Genomic DNA, 19,927 nt, shown 5'->3' on the forward strand with positions numbered 1-19,927 from the left:
TTTGGCCGGCATCGATTCCCAATCCGGTTTTGCTTCACGTATCCGTAGGAAATCATAGTGAGCCGTCGTCGCGTCGTCGTCACTGGGCTTGGCCTTGTGTCTCCGGTCGGAAACACGGTTGCCGAAGGCTGGGCCAACCTGGTCGCCGGCAAGTCCGGCATTGCCACCGTCACCAAATTCGATCATTCCGCGCTTGCCGTGCACTTCGCTGGCGAGGTCAAGGGGTTCAATGCCGAGGACTACATCCCGGCCAAGGAAGCCCGCCATATGGATACCTTTATCCACTATGGCATCGCAGCGGGTTCGCAGGCGCTGAAGGATAGCGGCTACGAAGTGACCGAAGCCAATGCCGATCGCATTGGCGTGCTGGTCGGATCGGGCATCGGCGGCCTGCCGATGATCGAGGATACCCACGCGGAGCTGACCAATCGCGGCCCGCGCCGGATCTCCCCGTTCTTCGTGCCTGGCTCGATCATCAACATGATCTCGGGCCACCTGTCCATCATCCATGGACTCAAGGGCCCCAACCTGGCCGCGGTCACGGCCTGCACCACCGGCCTGCACAGCATCGGCCTTGCGGCCCGCCTGATCCAGGCGGGTGACGCCGACGTGATGCTGGCCGGTGGCGCTGAATCCACCGTCTCGCCGCTGGGCATCGGCGGTTTTGCCGCAGCGCGTGCGCTGTCGACCCGTAACGATGACCCCGCAGCCGCCTCCCGCCCCTGGGACAAGGATCGCGATGGCTTCGTGCTGGGCGAGGGCGCCGGTGTGGTCATGCTCGAGGAGTACGAGTCGGCCAAGGCTCGCGGCGCCCGGATCTATGCGGAGCTAATCGGCTTCGGCATGAGCGGCGACGCTTACCACATGACCGCGCCCAATATGGATGGCCCCCGCCGCTGCATGGCCAACGCCCTTAGGGATGCTGGCATCAATGCGGACGAAGTCGGCTACCTGAATGCGCACGGGACCTCGACTCCGCTTGGTGACAAGAACGAGACCGAAGCGATCAAGCTGGCTTTTGGCGATCACGCCTACAAGCTGGCTGTCAACTCGACCAAGTCGATGACCGGTCACCTGCTGGGCGGCGCGGGCGGGCTTGAGTCGGTCTTCACTGTGCTGGCGCTGCACCACCAGGTGTCGCCGCCGACCATCAACATCTTCAACCAGGATCCCGAATGCGACCTGGACTACGTGGCTAATACGGCGCGTGACCTGAAGATCGATGTGGCGGTGAAAAACAACTTCGGCTTCGGCGGCACCAACGGCACGCTTGTCTTCCGTCGCGCCTGAACCCGGCGGCCGCCGGGCGGCTTTCCCTTTGCGTTTGGTCGGGGCCCATCCCTTGCGGTGGGCCTTGGTGCTGTTCCTCGCCTGCGAGCTGGCAACGTTCGCGTTGCTGGCCTCGCAAGGCGTGCAGGAATTGGGGCGCTCGGTGCAACGCTGGGAATTCACGCAGTGGCTGTTGGCAGGCGGCTTGGCCGGGATGTGCGGCTGGCTGGCCTGGCATTGGCCCAAGCTCTGGCACGGCGCAGCCTGTACCTACGGCGGCCTTGCGCCAGGGCGGGATCGCACTGGCCGGCCTGGCATTGTGGTTGATATGCCGGACGGCAGCCGCGCGATAGCGAGGGTGGAATCCAGTTGGGAACTGGGCGAGCTGGCGCTCGTGCTGGCCTTGGAGCCGGTAGCCGGACAGCCACCACGTGTGCTGGTGGTCAATCGCGCATTTGCCGGTGCCGGCGCTTTGCGCGCCCTGAGGCGCACTATTCGGGTTGCGCGCCGCGAAGGCCCGGCGGCCGGCGAGGCTGGCTGATGCGCGGCTATTTCAACCATTCTTCACAATATGCGTTGCAACGCACTGACCGTGCGGCCGGCAACGTAGGTAAAATACAACGTTTGTCGTGAAGACGATACCAAGAGATACACTGCAGGTGAAATATTCGTGAGCGAACGCGAAGCCGATCAGCTCCTCGTTGAACGCGTCCAGCAGGGCGATAAGCGGGCCTTTGAATTGTTGGTGGTGAAATACCACCGCAAGATCATCAGGCTCATTTCGCGTTTGGTGCGGGATTCCGCGGAAGTGGAGGATGTGGCGCAAGACGCCTTCATCAAGGCGTATCGTGCATTGCCGCAATTTCGCGGTGAGTCGGCGTTCTACACCTGGTTGTACCGGATCGCGGTGAACACGGCGAAGAACTACCTGGCCACCCAGGGACGCCGCCCGGAAGCCTCCAGTGATATCGATGCCGAAGAGGCTGAAACTTTTGCGGACGGTGAGCAACTAAGAGATATCAATACGCCGGAGTCGATGCTTCATACCCGCCAGGTGGCCGAGACGGTCAACCGTGCGATGGAAGCACTGCCCGAGGAATTGCGCACCGCCATCACCCTTCGCGAGATCGAGGGCCTCAGTTATGAGGAGATCGCGGAAGCCATGGGTTGCCCGATCGGCACGGTCCGGTCACGCATCTTCCGGGCGCGCGAGGCGATTGCCGATAAATTGCGCCCGCTGCTGGGAACGGCAGAGGGCAAGCGGTGGTAGCAGGTAGTGATATCTAGCGGTAAGCAGTAAATAAAATGTCGTGCGGCCAGCGTTGCAGCCTATTCCTGCATCGAAAAACGACAAAGCTGTAGACGGGATTGTCGGTTGTTCAATGGTTTTTCTAGGGGTGGGAAATGGGTCAGGCTCATAAGCAGTCGGTTCATGAAGAGGAAGCAGCGGAGCAAATCTCCGTGCTGATGGATGGCGAGCTGGCGCCGCACGAAGTAAACGCAGTGCTGGACCTCGCGAAAAGTGAGGCAGGCATGGCGAGTTGGGCCTCTTATCAATTGATTGGCGATGCCCTGCGTTCGGAAGAACTGACGCATGCCGGCTCGACCGATGACTTTCTTTCCCGGTTTTCCGCTCGTCTGGACAGTGAGCCGCATGTGCTGGTGCCCGCCGTCGCCAAGGCGTCGTCGGCTCATCGCCTGCTGTTCAAGCCGTCGTGGGTGCGGCGCGTCATGCCGAGCACCGCGATTGCCGCTGCAGTGGCCGCCGTCAGTTGGGTAGCCGTGCCGCAGATGCGCGGCGCCGCCGACCTCGGCACGCCGGATGCGGTGGTGGCGCGTGTCGAGCAACCTGCAGCGCCCAAGGCTGGCGGTATCGTGACTGTCTCCGCCGATAACGCGCAGATGATCCGCGATCCCCGTCTGGATGAATATCTTCGCGCTCACCGCGTCTCGGTTGCCACCGATGCGGTTGTGCCGACCATGCGCCAAGTGGCTAACAGCGCAAACTTCTCTCAGGACAATTCGCAGGAATAATGCCGGACATGCATAAAGGATGGTCGCCCGCCAACGTAGCGGGCGCACACAGAATTAGGGCCCTTCGCAGGTCCTTTTTTCTGGCCTTGTGTCTGACTGCGGCTGCGGCAACTGCGCAGCCGCCGGACAATACGCTGGCCCGTCGCGACGCAACGGCCTGGCTCAACAAGATCCATCGCGCGGCCCAGCGCGAGAATTATGTCGGCACGCTGATTTATCAGCGTGGCAGCGTGATGCATGCATCGCGTATCCAGCACTACAGCGATCTCGTCAACAACGAGTATGAACGGCTTGAGACCCTCGACGGCAAGCCGCGCGAGGTGCTGCGCCAGAACGACATCGTCCACAGCCTGATTCCCGAGGCCAAGCTGGTGGTGGTGGAGAAGCAGGAGGCCAAGGATCGTTTTCCGGCGCTGCTGGCCACCAACAAGAGCGATGTGCTCGACATCTACGATATGCGCAAGCTTCCGGGCGAGCGCGTGGCTGGTGTCGAGTGCGAGGTTTTTTCGCTCGAGCCGCATGATGCGGCGCGCTACGCCGTGCGGCTTTGGGCCGAGAAGAATTCCGGCTTGCTGATGCGTGCACAGACCCTGGGCGAAGGCGGCAAGGTGCTGGAGCAGGTTGCTTTCTCGCAAGTCGATATCGGCGTGCCGTCGGAAAAGCAGCGCATTCTCACGGCCATCAAGAACTCCGGCTCCTGGACTCATTATGAGGTGACCAACCATCCGGCCAATATTGCCGACGAAGGCTGGAGCATCGCGGTTCCGGTCAAGGGGTTCCTGAAGATCCGCGAGGTTCGCCGCCCGCTGGGAGAGCTGCGCGCACCGCAGGCCAACCCGCGCGGCAATGTCTTCGAAGTGCTCCAGGTCGTCTACAGCGATGGCTTGACCGGCCTGTCGGTGTTTATCGAGCCGGTTTCCGAGCAGCGCGTGCGCCGCGAAGGCGTCGCCTCGCTGGGTGCCACGCAGGTCGTGGTACGCCGCGTAGCCGATTTCTGGATCACGGTGGTGGGCGAAGTCCCGCCGGCCACGGTGAGGCAGTTTGCCTCGGCGGTAGAATACAAATCACCGAAGGCCCACTAGGCCGGATCGCGGTGTTGCCGCAGGCGTGAACATCGCCTGTGGGCCGCCGCCGATCGGCAACCCTGCTGCCTGTGCTTTCTTCCTCTTTTCGCTGATTTCCCGGGAGTCGACGATGTCACCAAGATCTCCAGCCTTGGCTCGGACCGTGCTCATGGCTGCCATTCTCGCCTTTGCGCCCTTTGTCGCGGAGCTGAGTCACGCGCAGGCCGCCGCGCCGTCCTATAACCTGCCCGACTTCACCGATCTGGTGGAAAAGGCCGGACCGGCTGTCGTGAACATCCGTACCACCGAGCGCGTGCGCGCGCGCGGCACGCCGGGGGGGGCGGAAGATGACGAAATGGCAGAGTTTTTCCGCCGTTTCTTTGGCGTGCCCATGCCAGGCGCACCCACGCCGCCGGGTGCCCCGCGCCGTGGCCAGCCGCCGCAAGGCGAAGAGCAGAGTCGTGGCGTGGGGTCGGGTTTTGTCATCAGCCAGGATGGTTATGTGATGACTAATGCCCACGTGGTTGCCGATGCGGAAACCATCTACGTCACGCTGCCCGACAAGCGTGAATTCAAGGCCAAGCTGATCGGCTCGGACAAGCGCACCGATGTCGCCTTGCTCAAGGTCGACGCGACCGGCCTGCCAAAGCTGACGCTGGGCGATTCGGACAAGGTTCGCGCTGGCGAATGGGTGCTGGCCATTGGTTCCCCCTTTGGCCTCGATAACACGGTGACTGCCGGCATTGTCTCCGCCAAGGGGCGCGATACCGGTGACTACCTGCCGTTCATCCAGACCGATGTGGCGGTCAATCCCGGCAATTCCGGCGGTCCGCTGATCAACCTGCGTGGCGAAGTGATCGGCATCAACTCGCAGATCTATAGCCGCAGCGGTGGCTATATGGGTATCTCCTTCGCCATCCCGATCGACGAAGCCATGCGGGTCACCGAGCAGCTCAAGGCGACCGGCAAGGTCACGCGCGGACGCATCGCGGTGGCAATCGGGGATGTGACAAAGGAAGTTGCCGATTCACTCGGCCTGGGTCGTGCCCGGGGCGCGCTGGTCGGCAGCGTCGAGCCCGGCGGCCCTGCCGAGAAGGCGGGGATCGAGGCCGGTGACATCATCCTCAAGTTTAACGGCCGCGACATCGAGAAGGCGTCGGATCTGCCGCGCATGGTTGGCGACATCAAGCCGGGCACGCGTGTTCCGCTGCAGCTCTGGCGCAAGGGCGCGACGCGCGATGTGTCCATCACCGTGGCCGAGCTGGATGTGGATGCGAAGGTGAAGACCCGTGGCAATGGCTCGCGCGACGATAGCACCCCGCCGGCAGCCAAGCCCAATGCGCTTGGCTTGATCGTCAACGAGATTCCCGATGCAAAGCTCAAGGACCTCAAGATCAAGTCGGGGGTCGAGGTCGAGCAGTCGGATGGTCCGGCGATGCGCGCCGGCATTCGCCCAGGTGACATCATCCTGCGGCTGGGCGACAGCGATGTGACCAGCCCCAAGCAGTTCAACGAGCTGGTCAAGGGACTCGACAGAGCCAAGATCGCAGCGGTGTTCGTGCGCCGCGGCGATGCCACCCAGGTGCTTACCTTGCGGCCGGGCACGATGTCCTCGCGCTGACAGCCGCCGCCATCATGGCCGAGCTCACGCTGTATGGCAGAAGCTACTGCCATCTGTGCGAGGACATGAACATCGCGCTGGAGCCGCTCCGGCGCGATTTTTCCTTTGTCCTGCACGAGGTGGACGTGGATGCGGATCCGGCGGCCATGGCTCGTTTCGACGAGCTGGTACCCGTGCTGATGGCCGGGTCCCCGGCCGCCCCGGACGTGGAGCTGTGCCATTACTTTCTTGACGAAAAGCGGGTGAGGGCGTGGTTGGCCGCACATGTGGGGCCGCGAGCTGGCTAACGGGTGGGCAATGGGGCTGCAGATGGCATATAAGTGCGCCCGGCGAAGCCTGGTTCGGCTGCGGGGCTAGCGCCGTGGCCCATTTCGCAATACGGAAGTCCTTGAAAATACGGTAAAATCGCACTTTGGCGCAAAGTCTGCGTCACCAACCTGCGGCCGGGATCGGCGTGCGCCCCGCAGGGCGCCAGTTCCAGGCCGTTCATAATTGCTGCGCCGCCCGGCGTGCCCACGTGGGCACTTCGTGGCCTGAAACGGCGCACCCCTGAGCATCAGATGGACCATATCCGCAATTTCTCGATCATCGCCCACATCGACCACGGTAAATCGACCCTGGCCGACCGCATCATCCAACTCTGCGGAGGCCTGTCCGATCGCGAGATGGAAGCGCAGGTGCTTGACTCGATGGACATCGAGAAGGAGCGCGGCATCACCATCAAGGCGCAGACTGCCGCACTGAGCTACAAGGCGCGTGACGGCAAGATCTACAACCTCAACCTCATTGACACCCCGGGACACGTCGACTTCAGCTATGAAGTGAGCCGCTCGTTGTCCGCCTGCGAAGGCGCGCTGCTGGTGGTCGATGCATCGCAGGGCGTGGAAGCGCAGACCGTCGCCAACTGCTACACCGCGATCGAACTCGGCGTGGAAGTGGTGCCGGTATTGAACAAGATCGACCTGCCGTCGGCCGATCCCGAAAACGCGATCCGCGAGATCGAGGAAGTGATCGGCATCGACGCGCACGACGCCACGCCTTGCTCGGCCAAGACCGGCCTCGGCGTGCAGGACGTCATCGAGGCGATGATCGCCCGCGTGCCGCCGCCCAAGGGCGATCCCGCAGCCCCGCTGCAGGCCCTGATCATCGACTCGTGGTTCGACAACTACGTGGGTGTGGTGATGCTGGTGCGCGTGGTCAACGGCACCCTCAAGCCCAAGGACAAGGTCCTGCTGATGGCCACGGGCTCGCAGCACCTGGTCGAGCAGGTCGGCGTATTCTCGCCCAAGTCGCTGCCGCGCGAATCGCTGCAGGCGGGGCAGGTGGGCTTTGTGATCGCCGGCATCAAGGAATTGAAGGCCGCCAAGGTGGGTGACACCATCACCACCATGGCGCGCAAGGCGGCCGAGCCGCTGCCTGGTTTCAAGGAAGTCAAACCGCAGGTCTTCGCCGGCTTGTACCCGGTGGAAGCCAACCAGTACGAAGCGCTGCGCGAATCGCTGGAAAAGCTCAAGCTCAACGACGCATCGCTGCAGTACGAGCCCGAGGTGTCGCAGGCGCTTGGCTTTGGCTTCCGCTGCGGCTTCCTTGGCCTGCTGCACATGGAGATCGTGCAGGAGCGCCTGGAGCGCGAATTCGACATGGACCTCATCACCACCGCACCGACGGTGGTGTACGAGGTCGACATGCGCGACAAGACCAAAGTGATCGTGGAGAACCCGGCCAAGATGCCGGACCCGAGCCGCATCGAGAACATCCTCGAGCCCATCGTCACGGTCAACCTGTACATGCCGCAGGCCTACGTCGGCTCGGTGATCACGCTGTGCACGCAAAAGCGCGGCACGCAGATCAACATGAGCTACCACGGCAAGCAGGTGCAGCTTACGTATGAGATTCCGATGGCGGAAATCGTCATGGACTTCTTCGACCGGCTGAAGTCCGTGTCGCGCGGCTATGCCTCGATGGACTACGAGTTCAAGGAGTATCGCGCCGCCGACGTGGTCAAGGTGGACATCCTGATCAACGGCGACAAGGTCGATGCCTTGTCCGTGATCGTGCACCGCTCCAATTCGCAGTACCGTGGCCGCGAAGTCGTATCCAAGATGCGCGAGATCATCCCGCGTCAAATGTACGATGTAGCCATCCAGGCCACCATCGGCGTCAACATCATCGCGCGCGAGAACGTTAAGGCGCTGCGCAAGAACGTGCTCGCCAAGTGCTACGGCGGCGATATCTCGCGCAAGAAGAAGCTGCTGGAGAAGCAGAAGGCGGGCAAGAAGCGCATGAAGCAGGTGGGTTCGGTCGAGATTCCCCAGGAGGCCTTCCTGGCGATCCTGCAGGTGGGCGACAAGTAAGCCGGCTGGACCGCGCCGGCGCTGCCGGCAGACTCCTGGCAGTGGTTGACGCGGACTCTATCAAAACAACACGACGATCTAGCCGACATGAATTTTGCACTGATCCTTTTTGTGCTTGTGGTTATTACGGGCATTGCCTGGGTGGCCGACAAACTGGTGTTCGAGAAGCAGCGGCGGCTTTCCGCCCAGTCCGCGCTGGCTGAGTTCGATGCGCGCAAAGCTGATCTCCAGGGACGCTACGGCGTCGGCGAGATCGACACCTCGCGTAGCCGCCTCGCCGAGGAAAAGCTGCGCCAGCCTTGGTGGCTGGAGTACTCGGCAAGCTTCTTCCCGGTGATCCTGGCCGTGTTCGTGCTGCGCTCTTTCGTGGTCGAGCCATTCAAGATCCCGTCCGGCTCGATGATCCCGACGCTGCTGATCGGCGACTTCATCCTGGTCAACAAGTACGACTACGGCATCAGGCTGCCGGTGGTGAACAAGAAGATCCTCTCGGTCGGCGACCCGAAGCGCGGCGACGTGATGGTGTTCCGCTACCCGAAGGATCAGTCCCTCGACTACATCAAGCGTGTGATCGGGGTGCCGGGCGATGTGGTGAGCTACCAGAACAAGCGCCTGACCATCAACGGCAAGGCAGCCGATTACAGCCCGCTGCCCGATTACCTGGATGAAGAACGGCTTTCGTATTCGAAGCACTTCCGCGAGAAGCTGCCCGACGGCCCGGAGCACGGTATCCTCAACGACGCCGACCGGCCGCCGTTTGTCTCCGGCGCGGACCCCGATTTTCCGTTCCGCGAAAACTGCACTTACAATCAGCAAGGGCTGACCTGCAAGGTGCCGCAAGGTCACTATTTTGTGATGGGCGACAACCGCGACAACAGCCTGGATTCACGTTATTGGGGCTTCGTGCCCGATCAAAATATTGTCGGCCGGGCATTCCTGATCTGGATGAACCTCGGCAATATCGGACGCGTGGGGGCGTTCAAGTAAGCCTTCCGCGGCGCGAATAAATCACTCCAGTCAAGCGAGGGAAAGCGCAACATGGGTCAACAGGGTCAGAGTGGTCAGAAGGGTCAGGCTGGTCGACCGGCACTGGCAGAACAGGCAGAACAAGCAGAACAGTCGGATCAATCGCGTCGGGAGGCTGGTTCAAAGAGAGGGAGCGCACGCCTGGCGGGGCGGTACAAGGTGCGCGGATTCTCCCTTGGCAGCTTGCTGATCGTCATCTTGGTCGTCGGAGGCATCGTGATCCCGGCGGTCAGGGCGATCCCAAGCTTGCTGGAGTATTTTTCGGTCAAACGCGCCGTCGGTTATGCCAAGCAACAGGCATCCAACAAGCGCGAAGTGGCCGATTATTTTGCCAAGCAGGCACAGATTGACCGTATCACCGCTGTGCGCAGCGACGATCTGGACATTCAGGAGGACGACAATGGCACGATCCGCTCGGTGGGTTTTTCCTACCGTAACGAGGTGCCGTTATACGGCCCTCTGAGCCTTATGATTACCTATTCGGGAACGCAGTACTGACATGAACCTCGATGCCTTGCAGCAACGCCTCGGCTACCGCTTCAGCAAGCCAGAATTGCTGCAGCAGGCGCTGACGCACCGCAGCCACAGTGCCTTGCACAACGAGCGCCTGGAGTTCCTGGGCGATTCGGTGCTGAACTGCGCCGTGGCCGATATGCTGTACGGCATGTTCAGCAAGCTCGACGAAGGCGATCTATCCCGCGTGCGCGCCAACCTGGTCAAGCAGCAGGCGCTGTATGAAATTGCGCAGATGCTGCAGTTGTCGGAGGCGCTGCGCCTGGGCGAGGGCGAACTGAAGAGCGGCGGTTTCCGCCGTCCTTCGATCCTTGCCGATGCGCTGGAAGCCATCGTCGGCGCCGTATTCCTCGATGCCGGCTTCGAAGGTGCGCGCACACTGATCCGCAAGCTCTACATCCCCATCCTCGAGCAGGTGGATCCGCGCACGCTGGGCAAGGATGCCAAGACGCTGTTGCAGGAGTACCTGCAAGGCCACAAGATAGCCCTGCCGCAATATAACGTGATCGCCACCCATGGCGCCGCGCATAATCAGCAGTTTGAAGTCGAGTGCACCGTGCCTAAACTGGAAGTGCGGGTGTTCGGTACCGGCGCGTCGCGCCGTGCCGCCGAGCAAGCCGCAGCCAAGCTGGCGCTCGACGAGGTGCAAAAGCTCGTGCCCCAGTTGCTCAAGCGCAGCCGGGCCGAGCGCACCGGCAAGACGCGCAAGCAGCCGGTGCCGCCCGATCCCCAGTTGTCTCTCAGGTTGAAGGAATGACCGAATCTACCAATCCGCAGCAAGACGCCGCGGATATCCCAGGCGCAGCCTTTCGTTGCGGTACCGTGGCCATTGTCGGGCGTCCCAACGTCGGCAAGTCCACGCTGATGAACGCGCTGGTTGGCCAGAAGGTCAGCATCACCTCTCGCAAGGCGCAGACCACGCGCCACCGCATCGTTGGCATCCAGACCACCGAGGACGCCCAGTTTGTCTTCGTCGATACGCCGGGTTTCCAGACTCGCCATGCCAGCGCGCTGAACCGCTCGCTGAACCGCGCCGTCACCTCGACCCTGTCTTCGGTGGACCTGGTGCTGTTCGTGGTTGAGGCCGGCTACTACGGCGCCGACGACGAGAAGGTGCTGTCGCTGCTGCCCAAGAAAGTGCCGGTGCTGCTGGTCACCAACAAGCTGGATCGCCTTGGCGCGGACCGGGCTGAGGTGATGATGCCCTTCCTGGAAAAGATGGGGCACCAGTTCCAGTTCGCGGAAGTGGTGCCGATGTCGGCCAAGACGCACGATCACATCGAACGCCTGCTCGCCATCATCCGGCCTTACTTGCCGGAAGGCGAGCCGATGTACGACGCCGACTCCATGACCGATCGCAGCGAGCGCTTCATGGCCTCGGAGATCATCCGCGAGAAGGTCTTCCGCTGGACCGGCGACGAGTTGCCCTATACCAGCACGGTCATCATCGAGAAATTCGAGACCGAAGGCCGGCTGCGGCGCATCTTTGCCACCATCCTGGTCGAGCGCGACGGGCACAAGGCGATGATCATCGGCAACAAGGGCGCCAAGCTCAAGACCATTTCCACGGAGGCCCGCATCGACATGGAGAAGCTGTTCGACGGCAAGGTCTACCTGGAGATGTTCATCAAGGTCAAGAGCGGCTGGGCCGACAACGAAGCTGGATTGCGCGCCTACGGCTATGAGTGATAGAGCGGGCGGGCCTGCCCTGAAGGCCCGCCGCATTGACCCGGTGGTGGAAGAAGCCGCCGAACTGCTGGGCAGCCATGCCGTGCCTGGCATGGCAGTGGCGGAGCAACGCGCGATGATGGATCGCGCGTTGCGCATTGTGCCGGCGCGCACCGAGCTGCGCGTCGCCAACCAGCCCGGCTTCGTGCTGCATGCCTGGCCTTACCGCGAAACCAGCCTGATCCTCGACGTGTTCACGCGTGACCACGGCCGCGTGGCCATGGTGGCCAAGGGGGCCAAGCGGCCGCATTCGGCGCTGCGCCCTGTACTCCAGCATTTCCAGCCGATCTCGCTGTCATGGAGCGGCCGCGGCGAGGTCAAGACGCTGACGCGCGCGGAGTGGGTTGGCGGCATGCTGCCGCTGGCAAGCGACGCCTTGCTCTCGGGTTTTTATCTCAACGAATTGCTGCTGCGCTTTTGCGCCCGCGAAGACGCCCACGTTACCCTGTTTCGCCAGTACATGGCCACGCTGACCCAGCTCTCGCACGGCGAGCCGGCTGGCTTGGTGCTGCGCGGCTTCGAGCGTGTGCTGCTGCAGGAAACCGGCTTCGCGGTGGCTTTCGACGAGTGCGCCAATTCCGGCGAGACGGTCGAGCCGGAACTGGACTATGTCTACCAGCCCGAGCGGGGTGTGCGTCGCGCCCAGGCCAGCGATCCATCATCCTGGCCGGTGGTTTCCGGGCGGACGCTGCTCGACATGTCGCAGGACGACTATAGCCGTACGCAAACTGTCACGCAGAGTCGTGCCCTGATGCGCTTCCTGCTGCATTATTATTTGCAAGGCGCGCCACTGAAGACGCGCCAGATCTTGATCGACCTGCACTATCTCTGATTTATTTCCGAGCCTTTAGAGCCCACCCGCATGATCTTCCACGCGCATCCCGGCGTCATCGACCTTGGCGTCAATATCGACCACGTGGCCACGCTGCGCAATGCGCGCGGCACGGTCTATCCCGATCCGATCCAGGCAGCGCTGCAGGCCGAGCAGGCCGGCGCCGACCTGATCACGCTGCACCTGCGCGAAGACCGCCGCCATATCCGCGACGCTGACGTGCATGCGCTGCGCCCGCTGCTGGCCACGCGCATGAACCTGGAGTGCGCGATCACCCAGGAAATGCTCGACATCGCCTGCGGGATCCGTCCGCAGGATGTCTGCCTGGTGCCCGAGCGGCGCGAGGAAGTCACCACCGAAGGCGGCCTGGACGTAGCCGGGCGCTTCGAGCAGGTCAAGTCCGCCTGCCGCCAACTGGCCGACGCAGGCATTCGCGTCTCGCTGTTCATCGATGCGCAGGTCGAGCAGATCGAAGCCGCTGCCGCTTGCGGCGCCCCGGTGGTGGAACTGCACACCGGGCGCTACGCCGATGCGCATTCGGCCGAGGAGCAGGCCGCCGAGCTGCGCCGCATCGCCGAAGGCGTCGATGCCGGCGTGCGGCTTGGCCTGGTGGTCAACGCTGGCCACGGCCTGCACTACACCAATGTGCAGCCGGTGGCCGCGCTGCATGGCATCAAGGAACTGAACATCGGCCACGCCATCGTCGCGCACGCGGTCTTTGTCGGCTGGCAGAATGCCGTGCGCGAGATGAAAGCCATCATGGTCGCCGCGCGTCTCGGCACCACCTATCCGCGCCCGGACGCCGCAGCGTGATCTACGGCATCGGCACCGACATCATCCAGATCGATCGCGTGCAGGGCGTGATGGAGCGCACACGCGGCCGGTTTGCCGAGAAGGTGCTCGGTCCGCAGGAACTCCAGAAGTACCACGCCCGCAAGGCGCGCTCGGAAAAACGCGGGCTCGCTTTCCTGGCCACGCGTTTCGCTGCCAAGGAGGCCTTCTCCAAGGCGATCGGCCTGGGCATGCGCTGGCCGATGACCTGGCGCGCGATGGAACTGCTGAACCTGCCCTCCGGCGAGCCGTATCCGCATTGTCACGGCGAGCTCGACGCCTGGCTGCGCGAGCGCGGCCTCGTGGTGCGGGTCAGTGTCAGCGACGAACACGATTATGCGGTCGCTTTTGCGATTGCCGAGCCGGGCGGCGCTGGCGTCAGCCTGCCGCTTGCCTCCCAGCCTAGTGAAGAATCCAAATGATCAAGAAGATTTCCGGTAAACGGCCGGGTCCGGTTGTACTCGATGTCAAAGGCAAGCAACTTGATGCGGACGATGTCCGCCGCATCTCTCACCCCCTGACTGGTGGCGTGATCCTGTTCGCGCGCAACTTCGAGTCGCGCGCGCAACTGCAGGCACTGACGCATGAGATCCGCACCGTGCGCGACGATGTGCTGATCTGCATCGATCACGAGGGTGGCCGGGTGCAGCGTGCCAAGACCGATGGCTTCACGCACCTGCCGGCGATGGCCCGGCTTGGCGCGTTGTGGGACCAGGACGTGCTGGCGGCAACCAAGGCGGCCGTGGCCTGCGGCTACGTGCTGGCGGCCGAATTGCGCGCCTGCGATATCGACCTGAGCTTCACCCCCGTGCTCGACCTGGACTACGGGCTCAGCGCCGTGATCGGCGACCGTGCCTTCCACGCTGACCCGCGTGTGGTGACCATGCTCGCCAACCACCTGACCCACGGCCTGCTGCTTGCCGGCATGGCCAATTGCGGCAAGCACTTCCCGGGGCACGGCTTTGTGGCAGCGGATTCGCATGTGGCCGTACCGGTGGACGAGCGCGGCCTCGACGAGATCCTCTCGCAGGATGCGCGCCCTTACGAGTGGATGGGGATGACGCTGTCATCGGTGATGCCGGCACACGTGATCTACCCCAAGGTCGACCCGCACCCGGCCGGCTTCTCACGCTACTGGCTGCAGGACGTGCTGCGTACCCAGTTGGGCTTCGAAGGCGTGATTTTCAGCGATGACCTGAGCATGGAAGGGGCCAGCGTGGCAGGCACGGTGACCGAGGCCGCGCGTGCTGCCTTGGGCGCCGGATGCGACATGGTGCTGATCTGTAACCATCCCGAGCGGGCCGACCAGTTGCTGGATGAGCTCGATGTGCGTATCGGCAAGACCTCGCAACGCCGTATCCGCCGCCTGTTCGGCCGCCGCAAGCCGCTGGACTGGAACAAGCTGATGCAAGAGGCGGAGTACGCCGCCGCCATGGGCGTGCTCAAGCGCCACGGCCTGATTGCCTGACGCTGCATTCGCCGAAAGCCGGCAAGCAGCAGGGAAAAGAAAAGGGCAGCTTCGGCTGCCCTTTTTCCATTGCGCCAACCGCGCTGCGGTTGGCGGCGAATCAGCGGCGCTTAATTTGCGCGGCTGCGGTATTCGCCGGTACGGGTGTCGATTTCGATCTTGTCGCCGATGCTGCAGAACAGTGGCACTTGCAGTTCGAAGCCGGTGTTGATCTTGGCGCCCTTGAGCACCTTGCCCGACGAGGTGTCGCCCTTGACGGCCGGCTCGGTGTAGGTGATCTCGCGGACCAGCGTGGTCGGCATGTCCACCGAGATGGCCTTGTCGTTGTAGAACACCACTTCGACGGTCATGCCGTCTTCGAGGTAGTTCAGCGAGTCACCCATGCTGTCCTGCTCGACTTCGTACTGGTTGAAGTCGGTGTCCATGAACACGTACATCGGGTCGGCGAAGTACGAGTAGGTGCATTCGCGGCGTTCCAGCATCACGACTTCAAACTTGTCGTCAGCCTTGAAGACGGATTCACCCGGGGCTTCCGTCAGCAGGTTCTTGTACTTCATCTTGACCACGGCGGAGTTGCGGCCCGACTTGTTGTACTCAGCCTTCTGCACGACCATCGGGTCGGTACCGATCATGAATACGTTGCCGACGCGGAGTTCTTGTGCGGTTTTCATCTGAACTATTTCCTGAAAAAGAATGTCTCGGAATTCGGTATGGCGAAGGCGCTCTGCCGACACACTGCGCGCAAGCTTGCGCGGGGCGTTTCCGTCTTCCGGCCTGGTCACCATCAAAATAACCCACTATTTTACCCGATTTTCGCAGAAGGCCACGAGATTTGCGGCCAGGTCGCCAAGGTGCTGCAGGCTGCGCTGCCACTGCTCGGTGGCGGCACCCAGCACGGGCAGACAGGCGCGCAGGCGCGACCAGTCAGGTGATTCACCATCCTTATTCCAGCTGTGCCAGAAGGCGGAAAGTGCGTTGGCAGCCTCAATCTGGCCGCTTTGTTCCAGCCGATGGCGGAACAAAGCCAGGAAGGCATCAAGCTTGACCATGTGCGCCGCGTCGGATTGCGGGTAGATATGCCAGACAAAGGGCCGGCCAGCCCACTGCGCGCGCACGAACGAATCCTCGCCACGTACGAAGTTCAGGTCGCACAGCCAGAGCAGTTCATCGTAGTGCTCCTGGCGCACAAAGGGCACCACCTGCACGGTCAGGTTGCCACACTCGAAAGCGCTGCCGGCCATGCTGCCGGCCGCCCCGAACCATTCGCTTGCCTGTTGCGCCGCCAGGCCGGCCGGGACCAGGCACTGGACGGGGTCCGGGCCATCCCGCCATTGCGCGAGCAACGCCGGCAACGCGGCGTTGGCATAGGCGAACAGGCTGACTTTTATGGCGCCGTCGATGGGCTGGAAGCCAAGGCGACGCCAGAGCGCCGCTTGGGCTGCGGGGCTAGTGCGCAGGTGCTCGCGCTGCATGCCGAGCATGGCTTCGCGCAGCAGGCCGCCCGTGCCGGACTCGAAGCCTGGGAAGAAAAAATACTTGACCAGTGGCAAGCGCGGGTGGGGCGAGGCCATGCCGTGGTGTTCCCTGACCCAGGGCTCGGCGCTCATGTATTCGAGATTGATCCAGGCCGGCTTGGGCTCGCATGCAGCCATGGCGGCCAGGAATGTGGCCGGCAGGTCGCAGGCGAAGGACTCGATCACCGCATCGTGCGGCGCGACCCCCGCGAAGCGCGCGGCGCTCTCCTCGGCGCTTTCCTGGTCCGCGCGCCGCCACGGGCGAATCGTCACGCCGGCAAGCACTTGCTCTGGAGCGGCGATGTCGAGGCCTGGTGCAAGGCGCGCGAAGCTGATCAGGTCGTCCACCCACAGGCGCACGGCGTGGCCGTGTTCCTGGGCCAGCTGGCGTGCCAGCCGCCAGCAGACGCCGATATCGCCATAGTTGTCGATGACGGTGCAGAAGATGTCCCAGGAGCGGATGGCGCGATCGGGCTGAGTGGGCATGGTGGCGTGATTCCGCAAGGATTTGCTCTAAACTTGCGATTTTAGAGCTTGTTGCGCCGTGGCCCCTGCCGGGCATGCGCGCTGCCAGCCAGCCCACGGTCAATTCGCTACCGATGTCCCAGCAGGAACCTGAAACCCACGATCAGGGCGCGTCCGCCTCCACCCAGCCGGATGGGCTGCCCGAGCAGCTGGCCAAGGCGTCCTTGGCGGCCCCTGCCGACTCTGTGTCGGACGCGCCATTCGACGCCAAGGCCGTGATTGCGCAATTGCCCGGCCTGCCCGGGGTCTACCGCTACTTCGATGCCCAGGGCAATGTCCTTTACGTGGGCAAGGCGCGCGACCTGAAAAAGCGCGTCTCCAGCTACTTCAACAAGACGCTGCTGTCGCCGCGCATTGCCATGATGGTGGCCAAGATCGTGCGCATCGATACCACGGTGGTGCGCACCGAGGCCGAGGCGCTGCTGCTGGAGAACAACCTGATCAAGGCGCTGGCGCCGCGCTACAACATCCTGTTCCGCGACGACAAGTCGTATCCGTTCGTCAAGCTGACCAGCCATCGCTTCCCGCGCATGGCCTATTACCGCGGCGCCACCGACCGCAAGCATCAGTATTTCGGGCCGTTCCCCAGCGCGGGCGCCGTGCGGGAGAGCATGCAGATCCTGCAGCGCGTGTTCCAGCTACGTACCTGCGAGGACACCGTCTTTACCAATCGCACGCGGCCTTGCCTGCTGCACCAGATCCACCGCTGCACCGGGCCTTGCGTGGGCGCCATCAGCGAGGCGGATTACACGCGCGATGTCAGCAACGCGGCGCGCTTCCTGCAAGGCCGCCAGAACGAGGTGCTCGAAGGCTTGCAGGCGAAAATGGAAGAGCACGCCGGGCGGCTGGAGTTCGAGCAGGCGGCGGCGGTGCGCGACCAGATCGGCGCGCTGTCCACCGTGCTCAAGCGGCAGGCCGTGGAGGAGGTCGGGCAGTCCAGCGACATCGACGTGCTTGCGGTAGCGGTGGAGGGTGGCCGTGCGTGCGTCAATCTGGCGATGGTGCGCGGCGGCCGCCATCTTGGCGACAAGGCTTACTTCCCGGCGCACGTCGAAGAGGGCGCGATGATTGTCGGGCACCGGGACGAGGATGCCGGTGCCAGCGCGGTGACCGAGCCGGGCGAGGCGGGTGGCGAGGGCGCGGCAGCGCCCGGCGGCCCGGCCGGCATACCGGTCGAGCGCATCGCTGCCGAGGTGTTGTCTGCCTTCTTGGCGCAGCACTATCTGGACCAGGCCGTACCGCCGATCCTGGTGGTGAGCCACTTGCCGCCAGGCAAGGCGCTGTTGGAGGCATTGTCGATGCAGGCGGGGCGCAAGGTCACGCTGGTGCGCCAGCCGCAGGGGCAGCGCCGGTCCTGGCTCGAGATGGCGCAGAAAGGCGCCGAGCTGGCGCTGTCGCGCCGCCTGGCTGAGCAAGGCAGCCAGCAGGCCCGTACGCGGGCGCTGGCCGAGACGATCGGCATCGACATGGAGGACCTCGCTTTGCTGCGGGTCGAATGCTTCGACATCAGTCACACCGCTGGCGAGGCCACGCAAGCGTCTTGCGTGGTCTTCCACCATCACGAGATGCAGAACGCCGAGTACCGCCGCTACAACATCCAGGACATCACGCCCGGCGACGACTACGCCGCCATGCGTCAGGTGCTGACCCGCCGCTACCAGAAGCTGGTGGAGATGCTGGAGCAGGCGCAGGAGGCAGCTCCCGGGGGTGACGAGCAAGGCGGCGAGGCGGGCGCGTCCAGCGCGCTGGCGCTGGTGCCGAACGTGGTGCTGATCGATGGCGGCAAGGGCCAGGTGGAGGTTGCGCGCCAGGTGTTCGAGGAGCTTGGCCTCGATATCGGGCTGTTGGTCGGCGTGGCCAAGGGCGAGGGCCGCAAGGTCGGGCTGGAGACGCTGATCTTCGCCGATGGCCGTCCTTCGCTGGAGCTGGGGCAGGGCAGTGCGGCGCTGATGCTGGTGGCGCAGATTCGTGACGAGGCGCACCGCTTTGCCATTACCGGCATGCGCGCGCGCCGCGCCAAGGTGCGCAACACGTCGCGGCTGGAGGAGATCGAGGGCGTCGGCGCCCGCCGCCGGCAGAAGCTGCTCACGCGCTTTGGCGGCCTGCGCGGGGTGGTCGCGGCCAGCATCGACGAACTGGCCAGCGTCGATGGCATCTCGCACGCGCTGGCCGAGGAAATCTATCGGCAGCTACATTGATCCGGCCAAATCCGACGCCCATGTGGCAGGAAATGCTCGGCCATCGTTGAAATAGGCGACAATCTCGGCGTTGCCCATTGCCGTCGTCCCGTTCCGAGCCCCCATGCCGCTGAATATACCGATCCTGCTGACCTGGCTCCGTGTTGCCATGATTCCCCTCGTGGTGGGCGTGTACTACCTGCCTGAAGCATGGCTGCCCATGCATGCCAAGAACATGACGGCAGCCGGTTTTTTCATCGTGGCCGCGGTCACCGACTGGCTGGACGGTTTCCTGGCCAGGCGCTGGAACCAGACGTCTTCCTTTGGCGCCTTTCTCGATCCGGTCGCCGACAAGCTGATGGTGGCGGCCGCGCTGCTGTCGCTGCTGGCGCTGGGCCGGGTGGCCGACCTGATCGCGCTGGTGATCATTGGCCGGGAGATCACCATCTCCGCGCTGCGCGAGTGGATGGCGCAGATCGGAGCGTCGAAGAGCGTCGCGGTGAATTTCCTCGGCAAGCTCAAGACCACCTTCCAGATGATCGCGATCCCTCTGCTGCTCTTCAACGATAGCCTGTTCGGCATCGTCGATGCTTCCGTGCTGGGCGCATGGCTGATCTACGTGGCGGCGGTGCTGACCCTGTGGTCGATGTTCTATTACATGAAGCTGGCGTGGCCGCAGATCCGCGAGCGCAGTGGCCTAAGTGGCGAGGCCACCGCACAAAAGTGATGATTCGATGAAAAATATGCTTGACGACCACGCCGCTGATTTGCAATAATCCTGTTCTCGCTTCTGACGAAACAAACCGAACGAAGCGAAAAGCAGCAAGAATGTAGCAAGATGTGAGCTGTATTGGCACAGAAGCTGTGTTTTGAGTAGGAAGTTAGCAGGATCCTGCGGGAGTAGCTCAGTTGGTAGAGCGCAACCTTGCCAAGGTTGAGGTCGCGAGTTCGAGCCTCGTCTCCCGCTCCAG

20 protein-coding genes and 1 tRNA gene are annotated in these 19,927 nt (G+C 63.3%); 19 read left to right on the forward strand and 2 right to left on the reverse strand.

Going from position 1 to position 19,927, the window contains the following annotated elements:
* The first annotated feature begins 57 nt into the window (after positions 1–57).
* The 16 genes from fabF (at position 58) to nagZ (ending at position 14,740) form a co-directional block, all read left to right on the forward strand.
* Positions 58–1,290, forward strand: a complete 1,233-nt coding sequence (fabF, locus tag AC1RWI_RS29265) for a beta-ketoacyl-ACP synthase II (RefSeq protein ID WP_043347879.1) — start codon at positions 58–60, stop codon at positions 1,288–1,290.
* A gap of 52 nt (positions 1,291–1,342) precedes the next feature.
* Positions 1,343–1,810 (forward strand): hypothetical protein, encoded by a 468-nt coding sequence (locus AC1RWI_RS29270; RefSeq protein ID WP_492870073.1) that lies wholly within the window; start codon positions 1,343–1,345, stop codon positions 1,808–1,810.
* Between the two features lie 129 nt (positions 1,811–1,939).
* A complete protein-coding gene (gene rpoE, locus AC1RWI_RS29275; protein WP_006158605.1) occupies positions 1,940–2,539 on the forward strand; it encodes an RNA polymerase sigma factor RpoE in 600 nt (199 codons plus the stop codon).
* Between the two features lie 134 nt (positions 2,540–2,673).
* Complete coding sequence (locus AC1RWI_RS29280; protein ID WP_043347871.1) at positions 2,674–3,303, forward strand: sigma-E factor negative regulatory protein; 630 nt, start codon at positions 2,674–2,676, stop codon at positions 3,301–3,303.
* A gap of 8 nt (positions 3,304–3,311) precedes the next feature.
* On the forward strand, positions 3,312–4,385 hold the full coding sequence (locus AC1RWI_RS29285) for a MucB/RseB C-terminal domain-containing protein (RefSeq protein ID WP_043352097.1): 1,074 nt from the start codon (positions 3,312–3,314) through the stop codon (positions 4,383–4,385).
* A gap of 151 nt (positions 4,386–4,536) precedes the next feature.
* On the forward strand, positions 4,537–5,988 hold the full coding sequence (locus tag AC1RWI_RS29290) for a DegQ family serine endoprotease (RefSeq protein WP_419188860.1): 1,452 nt from the start codon (positions 4,537–4,539) through the stop codon (positions 5,986–5,988).
* A 14-nt stretch (positions 5,989–6,002) separates the two neighbouring features.
* Positions 6,003–6,275, forward strand: a complete 273-nt coding sequence (locus AC1RWI_RS29295; protein WP_043347865.1) for a glutaredoxin family protein — start codon at positions 6,003–6,005, stop codon at positions 6,273–6,275.
* Between the two features lie 273 nt (positions 6,276–6,548).
* Positions 6,549–8,342, forward strand: a complete 1,794-nt coding sequence (gene lepA / locus AC1RWI_RS29300; protein ID WP_043347862.1) for a translation elongation factor 4 — start codon at positions 6,549–6,551, stop codon at positions 8,340–8,342.
* Positions 8,343–8,429: 87 nt separating this feature from the next.
* Positions 8,430–9,329 (forward strand): signal peptidase I, encoded by a 900-nt coding sequence (gene lepB, locus AC1RWI_RS29305; protein WP_174425133.1) that lies wholly within the window; start codon positions 8,430–8,432, stop codon positions 9,327–9,329.
* Positions 9,330–9,551: 222 nt separating this feature from the next.
* Positions 9,552–9,866, forward strand: coding sequence for a DUF4845 domain-containing protein (locus AC1RWI_RS29310; RefSeq protein ID WP_492870077.1), 315 nt, complete (start codon positions 9,552–9,554; stop codon positions 9,864–9,866).
* Between the two features lies 1 nt (position 9,867).
* The gene (gene rnc, locus AC1RWI_RS29315) at positions 9,868–10,638 is read left to right on the forward strand and encodes a ribonuclease III (protein WP_020205117.1); all 771 of its coding nucleotides are present in this window, start codon (positions 9,868–9,870) and stop codon (positions 10,636–10,638) included.
* The gene (gene era, locus AC1RWI_RS29320; protein ID WP_043347855.1) at positions 10,635–11,570 is read left to right on the forward strand and encodes a GTPase Era; all 936 of its coding nucleotides are present in this window, start codon (positions 10,635–10,637) and stop codon (positions 11,568–11,570) included. Before rnc ends, era begins: the two co-directional genes overlap by 4 nt.
* Positions 11,563–12,441 carry a DNA repair protein RecO gene (gene recO, locus AC1RWI_RS29325; RefSeq protein WP_043347851.1) on the forward strand — a complete coding sequence of 293 codons (879 nt, stop codon included), beginning with the start codon at positions 11,563–11,565 and terminating at the stop codon, positions 12,439–12,441. The genes era and recO overlap by 8 nt, the downstream gene beginning before the upstream one ends.
* Positions 12,442–12,471: 30 nt before the next feature.
* Positions 12,472–13,254 (forward strand): pyridoxine 5'-phosphate synthase, encoded by a 783-nt coding sequence (gene pdxJ, locus AC1RWI_RS29330; RefSeq protein ID WP_492870074.1) that lies wholly within the window; start codon positions 12,472–12,474, stop codon positions 13,252–13,254.
* Positions 13,251–13,694 carry a holo-ACP synthase gene (gene acpS / locus AC1RWI_RS29335; RefSeq protein ID WP_043347846.1) on the forward strand — a complete coding sequence of 148 codons (444 nt, stop codon included), beginning with the start codon at positions 13,251–13,253 and terminating at the stop codon, positions 13,692–13,694. The genes pdxJ and acpS overlap by 4 nt, the downstream gene beginning before the upstream one ends.
* Positions 13,691–14,740 (forward strand): beta-N-acetylhexosaminidase, encoded by a 1,050-nt coding sequence (gene nagZ, locus AC1RWI_RS29340; RefSeq protein WP_043347842.1) that lies wholly within the window; start codon positions 13,691–13,693, stop codon positions 14,738–14,740. The genes acpS and nagZ overlap by 4 nt, the downstream gene beginning before the upstream one ends.
* 110 nt (positions 14,741–14,850) lie before the next feature.
* Here the strand turns inward: nagZ and efp are convergent, their stop codons facing one another.
* Together efp and earP are read right to left on the reverse strand one after the other, a co-directional pair.
* Positions 14,851–15,411 carry an elongation factor P gene (gene efp, locus AC1RWI_RS29345; protein ID WP_043347839.1) on the reverse strand — a complete coding sequence of 187 codons (561 nt, stop codon included), beginning with the start codon at positions 15,409–15,411 and terminating at the stop codon, positions 14,851–14,853.
* A gap of 126 nt (positions 15,412–15,537) precedes the next feature.
* A complete protein-coding gene (gene earP / locus AC1RWI_RS29350) occupies positions 15,538–16,740 on the reverse strand; it encodes an elongation factor P maturation arginine rhamnosyltransferase EarP (RefSeq protein WP_492870075.1) in 1,203 nt (400 codons plus the stop codon).
* 113 nt (positions 16,741–16,853) lie between these two features.
* Between earP and uvrC the strand changes: the two genes are divergently transcribed.
* The 3 genes from uvrC (at position 16,854) to AC1RWI_RS29365 (ending at position 19,926) form a co-directional block, all read left to right on the forward strand.
* Positions 16,854–18,977, forward strand: a complete 2,124-nt coding sequence (gene uvrC, locus AC1RWI_RS29355; protein WP_492870078.1) for an excinuclease ABC subunit UvrC — start codon at positions 16,854–16,856, stop codon at positions 18,975–18,977.
* Positions 18,978–19,080: 103 nt separating this feature from the next.
* Entirely contained in the window at positions 19,081–19,683 is a 603-nt protein-coding gene (gene pgsA, locus AC1RWI_RS29360; RefSeq protein WP_043347835.1) for a CDP-diacylglycerol--glycerol-3-phosphate 3-phosphatidyltransferase, read from the forward strand.
* 167 nt (positions 19,684–19,850) lie between these two features.
* Positions 19,851–19,926, forward strand: a tRNA-Gly gene (locus tag AC1RWI_RS29365).
* Position 19,927 lies beyond the last annotated feature (1 nt).

Source organism: Cupriavidus sp. MPR-AND1C (assembly GCF_058809705.1).

Bases quoted from the DNA above. Each gene is read 5' to 3' on its own strand.
- efp (WP_043347839.1), bottom strand. From the start codon at position 15,411: ATGAAAACCGCACAAGAACTCCGCGTCGGCAACGTATTCATGATCGGT.
- AC1RWI_RS29295 (WP_043347865.1), top strand. From the start codon at position 6,003: ATGGCCGAGCTCACGCTGTATGGCAGAAGCTACTGCCATCTGTGCGAG.
- pgsA (WP_043347835.1), top strand. From the start codon at position 19,081: ATGCCGCTGAATATACCGATCCTGCTGACCTGGCTCCGTGTTGCCATG.
- AC1RWI_RS29290 (WP_419188860.1), top strand. From the start codon at position 4,537: ATGGCTGCCATTCTCGCCTTTGCGCCCTTTGTCGCGGAGCTGAGTCAC.
- AC1RWI_RS29285 (WP_043352097.1), top strand. From the start codon at position 3,312: ATGCATAAAGGATGGTCGCCCGCCAACGTAGCGGGCGCACACAGAATT.
- lepB (WP_174425133.1), top strand. From the start codon at position 8,430: ATGAATTTTGCACTGATCCTTTTTGTGCTTGTGGTTATTACGGGCATT.
- nagZ (WP_043347842.1), top strand. From the start codon at position 13,691: ATGATCAAGAAGATTTCCGGTAAACGGCCGGGTCCGGTTGTACTCGAT.
- pdxJ (WP_492870074.1), top strand. From the start codon at position 12,472: ATGATCTTCCACGCGCATCCCGGCGTCATCGACCTTGGCGTCAATATC.
- recO (WP_043347851.1), top strand. From the start codon at position 11,563: ATGAGTGATAGAGCGGGCGGGCCTGCCCTGAAGGCCCGCCGCATTGAC.
- earP (WP_492870075.1), bottom strand. From the start codon at position 16,740: ATGCCCACTCAGCCCGATCGCGCCATCCGCTCCTGGGACATCTTCTGC.
- AC1RWI_RS29280 (WP_043347871.1), top strand. From the start codon at position 2,674: ATGGGTCAGGCTCATAAGCAGTCGGTTCATGAAGAGGAAGCAGCGGAG.
- era (WP_043347855.1), top strand. From the start codon at position 10,635: ATGACCGAATCTACCAATCCGCAGCAAGACGCCGCGGATATCCCAGGC.
- lepA (WP_043347862.1), top strand. From the start codon at position 6,549: ATGGACCATATCCGCAATTTCTCGATCATCGCCCACATCGACCACGGT.
- uvrC (WP_492870078.1), top strand. From the start codon at position 16,854: ATGTCCCAGCAGGAACCTGAAACCCACGATCAGGGCGCGTCCGCCTCC.
- rnc (WP_020205117.1), top strand. From the start codon at position 9,868: ATGAACCTCGATGCCTTGCAGCAACGCCTCGGCTACCGCTTCAGCAAG.